The following is a 16,400-nucleotide window of genomic DNA, read 5'->3' on the forward strand; positions in this document are numbered from 1 at the left end:
CGGTCTGGCACGGCACCTGCTGGCCGCACGCCGGAAATCTGCAGCGGGAACTTCATACCCACTGGCTGGGCAGAATAGCGCTGGCGGAACTGACGCTATCACAGATCCTGTACACCGGAACGCCCGAGCATTTTATCTGCCGCCAGCCTGTCCTCTTTCATGCCGACAGCAATGCGACCGCACGAGCGTGAGCCGGCACCTGCTGCAAGGCCTGCCGCCGGTTTTCATGGGTTGGTCCGGCGCTGCCAGGCAGTTCAAGGCACTCGACAGCGCGCGTGTGCTTTGCCATCTGCGGGAGGCGTGTTCAAAAGTGAACGGCTGGGGGATCGAGAGGCGAATTGGGGCAGATGACCGCTTTGGTATGGACCATCGCCTGCACCGGGCAGGAGGCGCATCTGATCGAGGTGCAGTGCCGCCTGTCCTTCGGCTTGCCGGCGTTCCACCTCACCGGTCTGCCGGAGCAGGCAGCGGCAGACACCTGTCGCCGCGTGCGCGTCGCGCTGGCGTCTGCCGGGCTTGCCCTGCCGGCAAAGCGGATCAAGGTTCACCTCCCTCCCGAGGGGCTCGTCAAGGAAGGATCGCATTACGATCTGCCGGTGGCTCTGGCGCTGCTGAGCGCGATGCGCGCAGGCGATCTGGCTCGATTGTCCGGGTGTGTGGCCCTGGGGGAGCTCGATCTCAACGGCAGGCTCCTGCCTGCAGACTGCATCACTTCTGCTGCGAACATCGCACTGGAAGCCAAAGCGTCGCTGATCTGCCCTGCCAGTCAGGCGCAAGAAGCGTATGCGATCATCGGCGAAGGGCTTGTCCCTGCGCCTGACCTGCTCAGCGTCATCAAGCATCTGAATGGGCGGCAGCAGCTATCGCTTGCCAGTTTGAGAGAGCCCGCGATCACGCCTGCCGCCCAAAGTGCAGATGCAGACGCCGGGCACCACCTTGCTGTCCCACCTAACGCGGACCAGCCCGTCTCCGGCGTCGCAGAGCCTTTCAGCGATCTGCAGCTGAATGACCGGCCGGACCTTGGCCGGCGTGCTCTTCTGCAGGCGGGTGCGCAGCATGGCGATGGCAGGCAGGAGCATGCAGCCCGCGGGGTGAACCGCGCTGCACATGCGCACAGCGGAGCGCAAATGGATGAGGATCCCGACGCATGGCGCAGCCGGATGCCGGCGAACGTGCCCGGTGATCACGCCGCACCGGGAAAGCGCCCTGCGGCCGACCACCCGGGCATCGGCCATCGCGCCCGGCTCAGAAAGCGCCTGATCGAAGGCGACATCGATGCGCTGGCAGATTACGAGGTCATCGAGTTCCTGCTGTTTGCCGCTTTTCGCCGCCGCGACACCAAACCCCTTGCCAAGACGCTGATCAAGCGGTTCGGCTCTCTTGCAGGCGTGCTCAATGCCGACGCGAAGGCACTGGTGCTTGTCCCCGGCGTTGGTGACATGACGATCGGCGCACTCAAGATTGCCCGGGTTGCAGCAAGACAGCTTGCCCGCAGCCAGGTGGTCAACAAGCCGGTGCTCAAGAGCTGGCCGGCGCTGATCGACTATCTGCAACTCGACATGGGCCATCTGACGCGGGAGCGCGTGCGGGTTCTTTATCTGACTACCGGGCTTGAACTGGTAAAGGACGAACTCATCAGCGAAGGATCCATCGCAGAAGCGCAGATCCACCCGCGCGAAGTCATGCACCGGGCATTCGACCTGGGTGCGGCCGCACTCATACTGGTCCACAACCATCCAAGCGGCAGCCTGGAGCCAAGCAAGGCCGACATTACCATTACCAACCGCATCGCAGAAGCAGGCCGTCTGGTGAACATCACGGTCGTTGACCACATCATCATCAGCAGCCAGGGCCATGTCTCGTTGAAGCAGATGGGACTGATCTAGACGCGCTGCGCCAGGTCCTGCGAACTGCGAAGCAAACGCTGTGCCTGGTGTTGACACGGCCGCAGCTCATCACGGATTACCTGCCGCGCACGATTGTCCGCGCGAGGAACTGTCGTTCTTCTGCTACGCCCGCCTGAACCATGTTTCTTCCTACTCCAGCCAACGCAGCGCACTGCGTGCAGATCCCGGCAATAATCCTTTCCGCCGCCTGGCTTTGACAGCTCGCGTGTGTCCTTCTCGTCGCGAAACGGCGGGACTTCATGAAGGTTTCGTCAGCGCGCTGGCAGGCTGCCACTGCCGGTCAGCCGATCCGGCTGCGCGTGCGGACCCGCCAAAGCGTTGCATGCAGGTGCACCGATGGCCCGGTCGCTCACGGATCCAGCTGCTGAGGCCGTTGCCTGGAAGATATCAGCGTCATCAGCGTTAACCTTTGATGAGCTGTCACCTGTGGCCAAAGGGCTGCACCATCAGGCACTGGATGGGGTGCAGGTACAAAACAGTTGTTTTCTTTGCCGCCTGCCCGGGCCATGGAAGCGGCAATGGCGGGGCTGGTTTCACGTTTGCGGCAGTTGCGACACTCTGACCAGGCGATCGCGGCGCATGTGCGCTCGACGCTGGTCGCGTCGCTTTATGCTTCTCCGCGCACTCTCATCATCGGCGCGCTGACCAGCAGCACGATCAGCGCGACGGTCGCGATCGTAAGCGGCGAAGCCTTGCTCATCGTTTGCGCGCTTGCCATCGCGATCGTCGGCGTGACGCGGATCGCGAACATATTGCGAGCAGACGGGCGGCCGGACAGCCTGCCTTCCCCGACAGGTCAGGGCGGCCGACGCAAGGAGCTTGCCTATAGCGCGGGCGCAATCTGCTATTCCGCGCTGCTGGGCCTGTTCGGCCTGCTTGCGCTGGTGTTCACCGATGATGCACTCCTGCAGCTGCTCGCGGTCACGACCGTGATCGGTTACGCTGCCGGGGTGGCTGCCCGCAATGCCGGGCGGCCCCTGATCGCCCTGTCGCAGCTATGCCTGGCATCGCTGCCGCTGGTGATCGGCCTTGTTGTTGCCGGCGATCTGTTAAGGATCCTGCTGGCTGTGGTGATTGCGCTGTTCATCATCGCCATGATGGACATTGCCCTCCAGATCTACGACGTGATCTTGAGGGCTGTGGTAGCCTCGCGGGCGATGGCCGATCTTGCCGCCCATAATGCAGCCATAGCCCGCAGGGACGATCTTACAGGACTGTCCAATCGCACCGCCTTTCGCGAACAGTTCGAACTGCAGCTGCAGGCACTGCGGTCCGGCGATTTTCTGCTGGCGGTCTGCTGGATCGATCTTGATCGGTTCAAGGAGATCAACGATTCCCATGGCCACCTTGCCGGCAACGCGCTGCTGACGGGAATAGCCGGGCAATTGCAGGGCGCATTTCCCGGCAGCATCGTCGCGCGGCTGGGTGGCGACGAGTTTGCCGTGATCCGCATGGTCCAGAGCCGGAACGAAGCGGCCGATACGGCTCGCAAGGTGATGGATCTGGTCGAGCGGCCCGTGCATCACGCCATGCGCCAGTTGCAGGTCAGCGCATCGATCGGGGTCGCCATTGCTCCTGCCGATGGGGGTGAAGCCGATATCCTGCTGAAGAACGCTGACCTTGCGCTGTATCGGGCAAAGGAGGCGGGGCGCCGCGCCATCCGGTTTTACGAGCCGGTCATGGACGAAAAGATCGAACGGCGCCGCGATCTGGCCGCCGAACTACAAGGCGCTCTTCTGCGCGGCGAGTTTCACCTGCAATTCCAGCCGATCTTTGCTCTGGATGGCAGCAAGATCTGCTCGTGCGAGGCGCTGCTGCGCTGGACCAACCGGCAGTTCGGAGCCGTCTCGCCGGCAGAGTTCATTCCCATCGCCGAAGAAGACGGGCTAATCGTCACGATCGGCAATTGGGTGATGATGGAAGCATGCCGCACCGCAGGCGCCTGGCCGGACGATGTGAATATCGCGGTCAACCTGTCGCCGGTACAGTTGCGATCGGCAGAACTGCCGGCAGTCATCGTGCGGGCGCTGGGATCGGCGCAACTTCCCGCACACCGGCTGGAGATCGAGATTACAGAATCGATCCTGCTCGACGAGGTGGATACGACCCTTGCGGCCCTGCGTGCGCTCAATGCAATAGGTGTGCGCACCACTCTTGACGATTTCGGCACGGGTTACTCATCGCTGAGCTATCTCACCCGCTTTCCGTTCCAGACCATGAAGATCGACCGTTCCTTCATCGAGGATCTGGACCGCAGCCCGGCATCTGTGGCAATCGTCCAGGCGATCGTCGATCTGGCGACCAAGCTTGGCATGCAGACCATCGCAGAAGGCGTGGAAACGCCGGCTCAGCTTGCACAGCTGCGCCGGACCCGCTGTGATGCGGTGCAAGGCTATCTCATGGGGTATCCGATGCCGGCAAGCAGAGTTGCGGCCCTGCTTGCCGGCATGCGGATCAACGTCAGCGCGTCGTCCCGCAACCAGGACGAATCACGCGGCTGATCTGGCCAGGAGCCGGGTCTGTGCCTTCACCAGCCGCTGCATCAGCTTGAGATCCATTTCGGTGAGGCGCAGGGCCGCATCGGCCCAGAGATCGACCACCTCCTCAAGCTCTTCCACGCTCAGCGGGTTCACCGCCCTTGACGCCTTGTAGATCGCGCAATGGCCGCTGTGACGACGGCGGTTCTGCCGGATGTAGCTTTCGACCTCTGCCCGACCCTGCCCTGGCTCTGCAAGCGCATGGACAATCCCCAGCTCGTAGAGTTCTTCCGCGCTGTAGGTCTGCCCGCTCAGGATCATGCGTTCCGCATGTGCGGCTCCCAGCCGCCGCGAGAGGAAGCAATGCGCGCCCATGCCCGGGAACAGACCAAAGGCAGTCTCCGGCAATCCGAAGCTGGTGCCCCGCTCGGCGATGACGACGTTGAAGGACATCAACGCCTCGAACCCGCCGCCGAATGCATCGCCCTCGACCAGACCGATCGTGATGATTGGCTGGTCCAGCGTGAGCATGTTGCGATGCAGGAGCCGGACACAGGCATGGCCATAGCCGGCAAGCGCGTCGCGATTGCCGTTGCGGATATGCGCTGCAAACAGGTCAAGATCGCCGCCCAGGGAAAACACCCCCGGAAAACGCGATCCAAGGACGACGTAGCGGATCGGCATGATCCTTGATGCACAGGCCATCTCGATATCGCTCTGCCACTGGACAAAATCAGCCAGCAAGGCCGGCGTGAAGCTTGGCCGCACCTTCTGCCGCATATAGGTCCACAAGGTATCGAGCTGCGGGTCAAAGCTTGCTTCAAGCTCGTCATATTCAAACAGGCCGCGTGCGCCGGGCTGATTGAGGGAGTGTTCTACGGTCATGGCTTTTTCCTTTTTCGTGCACAGCATCATGCTGTGTGCGAAGAATAGGCCTGCCGGCAGGAGCTTGTCAGTCGGGCAAACTTACAAATGTGTTGCTACGATCCTTCTCCCGGATTTGCGACCGCTGTTGTGCCTGAAAACCTCGCTCACTGGAGACTATCCGGAACCCCGGTGACCCGTGTCGCTTGCCATCGGGCTGCCGAAGGTGCGATTGGCATGTCCGAATGTTTCCGGGGAGTTGCACGACACCATGAACAACCGCATCGACAATGCGCAATTGCAAGCCAGGGTGACCAGCGCGGCGGCCGCAGCAGCCCTTGTTCAGGATGGCACCACGGTCGGAATGAGCGGCTTTACAGGGTCAGGGTATCCAAAGGCGGTCCCGCTGGCGCTGGCTTCCCGCATCGAGGCTGAACACGCTGCCGGCAACCCGTTCAGGATCAGCGTCTGGACAGGCGCGTCCACGGGTCCCGAACTCGACGGTGCGCTGGCCAAGGCAAACGGCATCGAGTTTCGCCTGCCATACAATTCCGATCCCATCGCCCGCGAGAAGATCAACAGCGGGCAGATGGACTATTTCGACATGCACCTGAGCCAGGTCGCGCCAATGGCGTGGCAGGGTTTCCTCGGGCCGCTTGACACTGCCATCGTCGAGGTTTCCGGTATTCGCGCAGATGGCGCGCTCATCCCGTCATCCTCGATCGGCAACAACAAGACATGGCTTGACCGGGCCGACCAGATCATTCTGGAAGTGAACCGCTGGCAGAACCAGGCTTTGGCAGGCATGCACGATATCTATTACGGCACCGCATTGGCGCCGGGCCGCGTGCCCATTCCGCTGGTCCGGTCCGACGACCGGATCGGAGAGCCATGGCTGCGCTGCGACCCCGCCAAGATCGTGGCCATCGTCGAAACCGACGCGCCGGACCGCAACCTGCCGTTCAGCCCGCCTGACGAGGGTGCACGCGCCATTGCCGGTCACCTGCTCGAGTTCCTGCGGCATGAGGTTGCGCGCGGGCGGCTGCCGCCAGCGCTGCTGCCGCTGCAATCGGGCGTCGGCAACATTGCCAATGCGGTATTGAGCGGGCTTGTCACCAGCCAGTTCGAGGACATGACCGCCTATACCGAAGTCATCCAGGATGGCATGCTCGACCTCCTCGACGCCGGCAAGCTGCGCGTTGCATCTGCAACCGCATTCTCGCTCAGCCCCGAGGCGGCCGCCCGGCTGAACGATCAGATGGAGCAATACCACAGCAGGATCATCCTGCGCCCGCAGGAGATCAGCAACCATCCCGAACTGATCCGGCGGCTTGGCTGCATCGCCATGAACGGCCTGATCGAGGCGGACATTTATGGCGCGGTCAACTCCACGCATCTGATGGGTTCCCGCATCCAGAACGGCATCGGCGGTTCAGGAGATTTCGCGCGCAATGCCTATCTCTCGATCTTTGTCACGCCATCCACAGCCAAGGGCGGCGTGATCTCGGCCATCGTGCCGCAGGTCAGCCATGTCGATCACATCGCGCAGGACGTGCAGGTCATCGTCACCGAACAGGGGTTGGCGGACCTGCGCGGGCTCAGCCCCAAACAGCGGGCAGAGGTCATCATCGCAAATTGCGCCCACCCCGATTTCCGCCCTGCGCTCGACGATTATTTCAGCCGCGCGAAGAACGGCGCCTATGGACAGCAATCACCCTCCCTGCCCGGTGAGGCGCTCTCCTGGCATCAGCGGTTCATGGAGACAGGAACGATGAAACCATGAGTGCCGGCAGGATTTCCGCCACTTTTGCGACCGCAGTGATCGGCTGCGGACAGGTCCGGCCTCATTCTGGCGGGCAAGGATGATGCGATGATGCATGCCGAACACCCTGCCGGTCGTTCCGCCGATTACTCGGCGCAGGAAGCCACGAGCGTCGCGCGCAGCTTCGATGTCGATCCCTCAGCCGGTCTGAGCGATGCGCAGGCTGCCCGGCGGCTCGCCCGCGACGGACCCAATGCCCTCGACAAGACGGTCGCGACACCCTTGTGGCGAAAATTGCTTGCGCAGTTTCGTGACCCGCTGGTCTACCTGCTGATCGGCGCGGTGGTGGTCGCGCTCGGAGCCTGGCTGGTGGAAGGACGCGAAGGCTGGCCGGTCGATGCTGTCGTCATCGCAGCAGTGCTGCTGGTGAATGCAGCGCTGGGTTTTGTGCAGGAAAGCCGGGCGGCCAACGCGGTCGCCGCGCTTGCAAAGATGACGACGAGCACGGCGACCGTCCTTCGGGAGGCGAGGCGTCAGCAGGTTCCAAGTGCCGACCTTGTCGCAGGCGACGTCCTCATGCTTGAAGAAGGCGACGCGGTCGGCGCCGATGCCCGGCTACTCACCGCCGCTGCCCTGCATGTGCAGGAAGCCTCGCTGACAGGCGAAAGCCAAGCGGTGCTCAAATCGGCAGATGCCGTCCCCTCGCCAGCGCCTCTCGCCGAACGCACGTCAATGGTGTTCAAGGGCACCGCGGTCGTGCAGGGCAGCGGCCGCGCCATTGTCACGGCGACCGGCATGGCAACTGAAATGGGGTCCATCGCTGCCATGCTGGAGGCAACCACGCAGGAGCCTACCCCCCTTCAGCGCGAAGTGGCGCGGATCGGGCGCACGCTGGGGATGGCGGTCATCATCATCGCGCTGGTCGTGGTCGGCACGATCCTCATCATATCGGACATTGACGGCATCGCCGATGTAGTAACGGTGCTGCTGCTTGGCGTGTCGCTGGCTGTTGCGGCGGTTCCAGAAGGATTGCCTGCGATCCTGTCGCTGGTGCTCGCGCTCGGCGTGCAACGCATGGCGGCACGCAATGCGGTGGTGAAAAAGCTCTCGTCTGTCGAAACGCTTGGTGCTGCAACAGTCATCTGTTCGGACAAGACAGGCACGCTGACCCGCTCCGAAATGACCATTCAGCGCATCGTCACAGCGTCAGGCGACAGCTTGATCACCGGCAGCGGCTATGCTCCACAAGGCGAGGCGCAGACGGTGGAACTTACCGGCGAAGCAGATGCGCTTGTCGTTGAACAGGCCCTGCTGCTGAACGGCGGAAGCCTTGCCAACAACGCCGCGCTTGATGAGCAAGACGGCCGCTGGCAGGTGCAGGGCGACCCTACCGAAGCTGCGTTCCTCGTTGCCGAGCGCAAACTCGGCGCAGACCAGCGACGCAGGGCGCGCTTCGAACGGGTGGACCAGATCCCGTTCACGTCCGAACGCAAGATGATGTCGACCATCGAACGCGACCTTGACCATGATGGCCGTCTGACCGTGGTGTCCAAAGGCGCGCCCGACGTGCTGATCGGCAGGTGCAACCGGATCAGGATCGGTCACGAGGTGCTGCCGATGACGCCTGAACACCGCGCAGCAGCCGCAGCGGCGGTGGAGCGTCTGTCTGGCGAGGCGCTGCGCACGCTTGCCGTGGCGTACCGGCCGCTCGATCCTGGTGAGGATGCGCAGGCGCAGGAAACGCTTGAACGCGACCTGATCTTCATCGGCACCGCAGGCATCATGGATCCCCCGCGTGAGGAAGCAGGCGTTGCCATCGACGAGGCACATCGCGCCGGCATCCGCGTGTTGATGATCACCGGCGATCATCCCGTCACGGCAGCGCGGATTGCCGCAATGCTGCGGATCACCTCTGCCGACCCGGACGTGCTGACCGGCACTGAACTGGACGCGATGGACGATGCGGCCCTTGGCGCCGCACTGCGCGAGGTGTCGGTGTTTGCGCGCGTCGCACCGGTGCACAAGATGCGGATTGTGGATGCGCTACAGGCCGATGGGCAGGTTGTCGCCATGACAGGCGATGGGGTGAACGACGCGCCTGCGCTCAAGGCTGCGGACATCGGCATTGCCATGGGCGTGACTGGAACCGAGGTGACTAAAGAAGCTTCGCGCATGATCCTCACCGACGACAATTTCGCCACCATTGTGGAGGCGGTGCGCGAAGGGCGCAACATCTTCGACAATATCAGAAAGTTTCTGCGTTACCTGCTGTCGTCCAACATGGGCGAGGTGCTGACGGTATTCCTGGGGGTAGTGGGCGCCGGGATCATCGGGCTGAACGCGCCCGGCGACCATGCGTTGGTCCTGCCGCTGCTGGCCACACAGATCCTGTGGATCAACCTGGTCACCGATTCCGGACCGGCAATAGCGATGGGTGTCGATCCCGCGGTCGGGGACGTTATGGCAAAGCCGCCCCGCAGAACCGATGCGCCGGCCATCGATTTTCGCATGTGGCGCGGCGTGGTCGAGATCGGCCTTGTCATGGCGATTGCCACATTGCTCACCATCGATCTCAATCTGCCGGGCGGAATGATAGCGGGACACCATGATCTTGATCAGGCCAGAACCGCCGGCTTTACCGTGCTTGTGCTTGCGCAGCTGTTCAACTGCTTCAGCGCCCGGTCGGAAACGGTCAGCGCCTTCACGCACATCTTCGTCAATCATTGGCTCTGGGCAGCGGTGCTCCTTTCGGCCGCACTCCAGATCGCGGTGGTCCATCTGGACGCGCTGAACATTGCGTTTGGAACCGTGCCGCTGACGCTCAGCCAATGGCTGGTCTGCCTTGCCATGGCAAGCAGCGTGCTGTGGTTCGCCGAGTTCAGAAAGCTGTTCCTGCGGCGCGGATCGCGCGTGTGATCGTGGCGTGCGATCCGCAGGGGCCTCAGGCTGTCTGCCAGCTTGCGATGTAGCGCGGCAGGCAGCGTTCCGTCCGCCTCATGGCGCCCGGCCATCTGGAATTTGCCTGAGGTTGAACAGCGCGCGCGAGGGAACGGGAACACGATGACCGGCCATGACAAAGGGCATGGACAACGATCGCCTTGGTCAGGAACGGCAGGCACGGCAAGACGCGAACGCTTGCCTGCGGCCTTCCCAAAACCGCGCGAAGGCTGCACTCGAAAAGCCGGGTTCCTGGCCGGACCTCGCGCCGACCCTCCCCGGCAGCGGGTCAGATCACGCCAAATGCGTTCATGGCCTCTGCGACGCGCACGAAGCCGTTGATGTTTGCACCGAGCACGTAATCGCCGGGCGTACCATATTCCTCTGCTGTTGCAGCGCAATTGTCGTGGATCGTGTGCATGATCTCGGCAAGGCGGCTTTCGGTCTGTTCGAAAGACCAGCTGTCGCGTGAGGCATTCTGCTGCATTTCCAGCGCGGAGGTTGCAACACCGCCGGCATTCGCCGCCTTGCCCGGCGCGAACAGCACGTTGGCTTCCTGAAGAATGCGGACCGCATCGGGCGTGGTCGGCATGTTTGCCCCTTCGCCCACCGCGATGACGCCGTTTTTCACCAGGTCGAGCGCGTCCTTGCCCGTAAGCTCGTTCTGGGTCGCCGAAGGCAGCGCCACATCGGCCGGCACTGACCAGATCGACGCGTTCTCCACGTAACGGGCGCTGCCGCCCTTGAGGCGGGCATATTCCGAAATGCGTTCCCGCCGGACTTCCTTCACCTCCTTCAGCAGTTCAGGATCGATCCCGTTGTCATCGACGACGAACCCTTGCGAATCCGAACAGGCCACGACCCGGCCGCCAAGCGAGAAGATCTTCTGGATCGCATAGATGGCCACATTGCCGGAACCCGAGACGATGACCCTCTGCCCCTCCATGCTGTGGCCCCGGGTCGCAAGCATGCGTTCGACAAAATAGACAGTGCCATAGCCCGTCGCTTCGGTCCGGGCGCGCGAACCGCCGTAAACCAGCCCCTTGCCGGTCATCACGGCCGCTTCGTAGCGGTTGGTCAGCCGTTTGTACTGGCCGAACAGATAGCCGATCTCGCGCGCGCCAACTCCGATATCGCCCGCAGGAACGTCGGTGTATTCGCCAATGTGGCGGTGCAGTTCCGTCATGAAGGACTGGCAGAACCGCATGACCTCCCCGTCCGAACGGCCGCGCGGGTTGAAGTCTGCCCCACCCTTGCCGCCGCCGATCGGCAGGCCGGTAAGCGCGTTCTTGAAGATCTGCTCGAAACCGAGGAACTTCACGATACCAAGGTTTACCGACGGGTGAAAACGCAGACCGCCCTTGTACGGACCCAACGCCGAATTGAACTGCACGCGAAAGCCGCGGTTGATCTCCACCTTCCCGTTGTCGTTGACCCACGGCACGCGAAAGATGATCTGGCGTTCGGGTTCCGCAATCCGCTCGATCAGCGCCGTTTCAAGAAACTCGGGATGCTTGGCAATAACCCGGCCCAGGCTTTCCAGAACCTCGGTGAAGGCCTGATGGAACTCCGGTTCACCGGCGTTCCGGCGCAGGACTTCGGCCAGCACGGGCTGCAGCTTTTCATCTATGCGGGACAGAATGGCTTCCTTCTGATGCTTTTGTGAGCATTTGCAGCATGGGGGCGCGTCTCGCAACCCCCCCCAGGAGCACGTAGCTGCCACAGGTCATTATCGCGCATCCGGCGCCCCACCCGTCGTGATGGCCTGCTTCTGCGCCAGTTCTTCCGCCAATTCCTGCGCTGCCTGTTGCGGCGTGCGCTTGGCCTGCTGGCGGTCAACAGCATAATTGGCCCTGCGCATGGCTTCCACGTTGATCGCGCCGATCAGCGGCCGCAGCGCTGCAACGAAGCGCGGATCTTCGGCCCGGTCGGGCGCGATGAGCAACACCGCGTCATAAGCAGGAAGTGCGCCGCGTGGATCGGCAAGCACCAGCAGATCATCGGCCGCAATTCGCCCGTCCGATGAAAAGGCGCTGATCACATCGGCATTTCGCGCAATGAGCGCGTCATACATGAAGGTTGGCGAAAAGCTGCGTGTGTTGGCCGCCTGCAGACCATACGCTTCGCGAACCGCCTTCCATTCCGGCCGCTCGAAGAACTCAAGATCGCCCCCAATCGTCAGCGAAGACGCGACAGGCGCAAGATCATCGAGCGCTGCAATGCCTCGTTCACGGGCCACCTCCTTGGGCATCGCGAATGCGTAGGCGTTCTCGAAGCCGAGCGCACCCAGCAGCCTTGTGCCTGTCGTCTCCCGCTCCCACCGGGCAATTGCCTCGACCAGATCGGCAGGCGCCGTGCCCGCGTCATCCATGTTGCCCGGGCCGATCTCGTTGGCAAGGATCGTGCCGGTGTAATCGACATACACATCGATCGCGCCACTGGTCAGCGCCCGGTGGATCACCGAGGAGCCCAACCCTTCGCGATATTCCACCTTGTATCCCGCTGCCGACAGCCGCGCCCCGATGAGGCGGGCAAGGATGTATTGTTCGGAAAAGTTCTTTGCGCCGACCACTGCCACGTCGCGGCCATCATCGCGCATTGCAACAGCAGCGCCCGCGACGCCAGCGAGGGCAAGCCCCGCACCGATGAACACCAGCATTGGCCGGCGCATGGCAAAACCGCGCTCCACCATGGCAAGAAGGCCGTCCGCCACCAGCGCCAGCGCAGCAGCGGCGATGCAGCCTGCCAGCACAAGCTCCCAGTTCTGCGTCTGCAGGCCGGCAAAGATCGGATCGCCAAGGCTCTGCTGCCCGATCGTGGTCGCCAGCGTCGCCGCTCCGATCGTCCACACCGCCGCCGTGCGGATGCCAGCCATCACGAAAGGCGCGGCCAGCGGAGCCTCAACCAGCCGCAATCTCTGATAGCCTGTCATGCCCACGCCATCTGCTGCTTCGATGACGCGCGGGTCCATGTTGACCAGCGCTGTGACCGTGTTGCGCAGGATCGGCAGCACGGCATAAAGGGACAACGCCAGCAAGGCAGGCAGGAAGCCCAGCGCCGGCAATCCTGCGCCAAAAACGCTGCGCAGCGCCAGCAGCACCGGAAAGAACAGCGCCAGCAAGGCGAGCGCAGGGATGGTCTGGATCAGACCGGCGATACCAAGCGACACCTGCGCCACCGCGCGGGAGCGGCTCGCCCATACCGCCAGCGGCAGCGCGACCATGACGCCCAGCAACAGCGCCGCTGCACACAGGAGCACATGCTGGCTCAGCGCATCGCCAAGCCGCAGCGTTGTGGCGAACAACGCCCTCACCGTGCCAGCCGCGCGAGCGCCTGCGCCTGCCGGAGCGGGACCGCGACAAGATCCTGCGCGATCTCTCCGCCATCGCCTGCCAGCAATTGTGCTGCCGTGGCATCCGCAACGATGCAGCCTTCGTGCATGACCAGCACACGATCGGCCAGCAACAGCGCCTCGGCGACATCATGCGTGACCATGATCGTCGTCAGGCCAAGCTGCCGGTGCAGCGCCAGAACTCTCTGCCCAAGCGCGTCCCGCACCACGGCATCCACCGCGCCGAAGGGTTCATCCATCAGCAGCAGCCGCGGCTGCGCTGCAAGAGCGCGGGCGACCCCGACGCGCTGCCGCTGCCCGCCGGACAGTTCCTCCGGCATCCGGCCCGCCAGCGCCGGCGGCAATTCCACCAGACCCAGAAGCTCGGCAATCCGCTGAGCGGCGAGGGAACTGCCTGCCAGCCGCGGAACGATGGCGATGTTTTCAGCCACATTCATATGCGGGAAAAGACCGATCCCCTGAAACACGTAACCGATCTGCCGGCGCAGCACCGGCGCGGCCAGACCTGCAACATCGACACCTTCGATCAGCACCCGCCCCTCATCCGGCGCAATCAGCCGGTTGATCGTCTTGAGCAAGGTCGATTTGCCGGAGCCGGACGCGCCGATCAGAGCGACAAAGCTGCCTGCCGCAATATCGATCCCGACGCTTTTGACCGCGGGTGTTCCGGCAAAGGCGTGGGACACGTTTTCAACGCTGATGAAAGGAGCGTTCAAAGCAGGCGTCGCTTACCGGCAGCGCGGATGTGCAGGAAAACACGCAGCCGGTCAGGTCGGTCGCACTCCTGCATTGAGGACGCGCGACCCGCGCTGGCTATGCCGTTGCCTCCGCAAGCTTTGCCTGTTCGTCACCAACACCGATCCGGCCGCCTGCGACTCTTGCCACGGCGTCCGCTGCACCGCGCATCGCGCCTTCGATATATCCGACACCAAGCGCGTCGCCATAGACATGCACGTCCATGCCGGCTGCCTTCAATGCATCTGCAAGCGCGGTGTCGCCGCGGGCGCCCTGTGCCACGATCACATTGCCGGCACGAATGGCCAGCGATTGCCCGTCCTTGCTGTCGAAGGTCACGTCCTGCTTGCCAATCGCAATGTTGGACACGCCTGCATGCAGAGTAACGCCATGTTCGACAAGCTCGGCCAGAATGCGCATGCGCCGCACCAGCGTCAGGCCCTTGCCCATGCGGGGCGCCTGTTCAAGAACGTGGACCGTGCGCTTGCGCTCCATCAGGAACTCGGCAAGCTCCAGCCCGACCAGCTCTCCTCCGATGATCACGATTTCATCGGCAAGCGGCATCCAGGCATGTGTCGCCTTGCGCACCAGCGCCGGATTGGCAGTCGCGCCGGTTGCAGCGCCAATTCGCGTCGCCACCCGTGACAGCGTCGAGGTCTTGCGCTTCAGATCCGAGGTGATCTCGCCCAGCATCATCCCGCGCAGATCGTCGCCTGAATAGACATGGTCGCGTGTGCTGCCGGGGATCGGCGGCATGTCGCGCACGGCGCCTGTCGCGACCAGCACGCTGTCCACCCCAAGCGCGCGCAGCAGTTCGGGCGTCGCCTGCGTCGAGAGGCGCACGTCCACTCCCATGGCGGCAATCTGCCCCTGCAGCCAGGTCAGCAAGCGGCCGTTCGGCTCGTAGGCAAGCGCTGCAAAGCGCAGCGTCCCGCCCAGACGATCCGATTTCTCGATCAGCGTAACTCTGTAGCCCAGCGCGCGCAGCCGGTGCGCTGCCTCCATTCCGCCCGGCCCGCCGCCGACCACTGCCACGTGGCGCGCACCCTTTGCGGGCAGCGGCTTGCCTTTGAGCTCCAGACCGAGTTCCGGGTTGACCGCACAACGCACCACATCGCCCATGTAGATCGCCGAGATGCAGGTGTAGCAATAGATGCACGGCCGCACCTCGTCCGGGGCGCCACGGGTAAGCTTTGCCGGCAGATAGGGATCGGCAAGCAGCTTCCTGCCCATGGCAATGAAGTCCAGCTCCTGGTCGCCGATTGCCCGGTCCGCCACGCGCGCTTCGACCCGTCCCGACCCGATGACCGGAATGCTTATCGCCGAACGGATGCTGGCAACAGAATCAAGGTTCCAGGATTCGATCTGCGGAGTATGTGACTGGGAGTGGAGCTTGCCAAGATCCGTGTCGTGATAGGCCGTGATAGTCACTGCATCGGCGCCTGCATCCTCGACCATCTTTGCAAACTGCTGGGCAAGATCGATGGTGATGCCGTCCTGCCTGCCAACTTCGCGGGAATCGATCTTCATCCAGACCGGAAAGTCCGGCCCTACTTCGGCCCGCACGGCCCGCAGCACTTCAAGCGCAAACCGGGCCCGGTTTTCCAAACTGCCGCCGTATTCGTCCGTGCGCTTGTTGGAATAAGGCGAAATGAAGGATGACAACAGATAGCCATGTCCGGCATGGATCTCCACCGCGTCGAAACCGGCTGTCACTGCCCGGCGTGCAGCGGCTGCAAACTGCTCGACGACAAGGTCGATGTCGCTTTTTTCCAGCACCTTGATGTCGATTGGCGGCATGGCACCTTTGCCGGCAAGCTCTTCCATCAGGAAATAATCGCCCACGCTGCCCTTGGGCTTTCCGGGAATTGAAGGCGCCCACAAGGGATGACCATTCACCATCGCGGAATAGCCGGCAACAAGCCCGCCGTGGTGAAGCTGCGCTGCGATGCAGGCGCCATGCGCGTGCACGCGGCGGGTCAGCTCCTCAAGACCCGGCAGGAACCTGTCATCCGAGATCGCCGTCTGGTTCACTGCTACGGCGCCGACAGGCCAGGCGACTCCTGCAACGCCGGACACGATGAGACCGGCGCCGCCCTTGGCCTGCTGCTCATGATAGGCGATGAGGCGTTCGCCGACCGTTCCGTCCGGCTCCGACAGGCTGACGCCCATGGCGGTCACCACGATCCGGTTGCGCAGCACCATTGATCCGATCCGGCCCTGAGACAGGAGGTGGGGATAGCGGTTCGATGTCATGTTCTGGACAATCCTCTCCTGGGGCAAGGACCTTGCGCCCGACCCCTCTTGTACCCGGCAAAAAATCCGCGACCTTGCAATATCGGCGGATTTGCCGGAACAGCGTATAG

The 16,400-nt window shown here is 63.2% G+C and carries 10 protein-coding genes; 4 read left to right on the top strand and 6 right to left on the bottom strand.

The window, feature by feature from the left end:
* Positions 1–157: 157 nt before the first annotated feature.
* A complete protein-coding gene (locus RM533_RS07130) occupies positions 158–289 on the bottom strand; it encodes a hypothetical protein (protein WP_311340536.1) in 132 nt (43 codons plus the stop codon).
* Between the two features lie 58 nt (positions 290–347).
* On the opposite strand from RM533_RS07130, the gene radC reads away from it, so the two are divergent.
* On the top strand, positions 348–1,886 hold the full coding sequence (gene radC, locus RM533_RS07135; RefSeq protein ID WP_311340537.1) for a RadC family protein: 1,539 nt from the start codon (positions 348–350) through the stop codon (positions 1,884–1,886).
* A gap of 500 nt (positions 1,887–2,386) precedes the next feature.
* Positions 2,387–4,408 carry a putative bifunctional diguanylate cyclase/phosphodiesterase gene (locus RM533_RS07140; RefSeq protein ID WP_311340538.1) on the top strand — a complete coding sequence of 674 codons (2,022 nt, stop codon included), beginning with the start codon at positions 2,387–2,389 and terminating at the stop codon, positions 4,406–4,408.
* Here RM533_RS07140 and RM533_RS07145 read toward each other — a convergent pair.
* Positions 4,397–5,269 (bottom strand): crotonase/enoyl-CoA hydratase family protein, encoded by an 873-nt coding sequence (locus RM533_RS07145; protein ID WP_311340539.1) that lies wholly within the window; start codon positions 5,267–5,269, stop codon positions 4,397–4,399. The two genes, RM533_RS07140 and RM533_RS07145, sit on opposite strands and share 12 nt — an antisense overlap.
* 250 nt (positions 5,270–5,519) lie before the next feature.
* Between RM533_RS07145 and scpC the strand changes: the two genes are divergently transcribed.
* Together scpC and RM533_RS07155 are read left to right on the top strand one after the other, a co-directional pair.
* Positions 5,520–7,031, top strand: coding sequence for a succinyl-CoA:acetate CoA-transferase ScpC (gene scpC / locus RM533_RS07150; protein ID WP_311340540.1), 1,512 nt, complete (start codon positions 5,520–5,522; stop codon positions 7,029–7,031).
* Between the two features lie 87 nt (positions 7,032–7,118).
* Entirely contained in the window at positions 7,119–9,926 is a 2,808-nt protein-coding gene (locus tag RM533_RS07155; protein WP_311340541.1) for a cation-translocating P-type ATPase, read from the top strand.
* 310 nt (positions 9,927–10,236) lie between these two features.
* Here the strand turns inward: RM533_RS07155 and gdhA are convergent, their stop codons facing one another.
* The 4 genes from gdhA to RM533_RS07175 form a co-directional block, all read right to left on the bottom strand.
* Positions 10,237–11,586 (bottom strand): NADP-specific glutamate dehydrogenase, encoded by a 1,350-nt coding sequence (gene gdhA / locus RM533_RS07160; RefSeq protein WP_311340614.1) that lies wholly within the window; start codon positions 11,584–11,586, stop codon positions 10,237–10,239.
* A gap of 90 nt (positions 11,587–11,676) precedes the next feature.
* Positions 11,677–13,260, bottom strand: a complete 1,584-nt coding sequence (locus RM533_RS07165; RefSeq protein WP_311340542.1) for an ABC transporter permease/substrate-binding protein — start codon at positions 13,258–13,260, stop codon at positions 11,677–11,679.
* Positions 13,257–14,015: an ATP-binding cassette domain-containing protein gene (locus RM533_RS07170; protein ID WP_432265046.1), complete on the bottom strand. Its 759-nt coding sequence runs from the start codon at positions 14,013–14,015 to the stop codon at positions 13,257–13,259. Before RM533_RS07170 ends, RM533_RS07165 begins: the two co-directional genes overlap by 4 nt.
* Before the next feature lie 97 nt (positions 14,016–14,112).
* A complete protein-coding gene (locus RM533_RS07175; protein WP_311340543.1) occupies positions 14,113–16,290 on the bottom strand; it encodes an oxidoreductase in 2,178 nt (725 codons plus the stop codon).
* Positions 16,291–16,400 lie beyond the last annotated feature (110 nt).

This window comes from Croceicoccus esteveae, from assembly GCF_031846435.1.
In the GTDB taxonomy this organism is placed as follows: Bacteria; Pseudomonadota; Alphaproteobacteria; order Sphingomonadales; family Sphingomonadaceae; genus Croceicoccus; species Croceicoccus esteveae.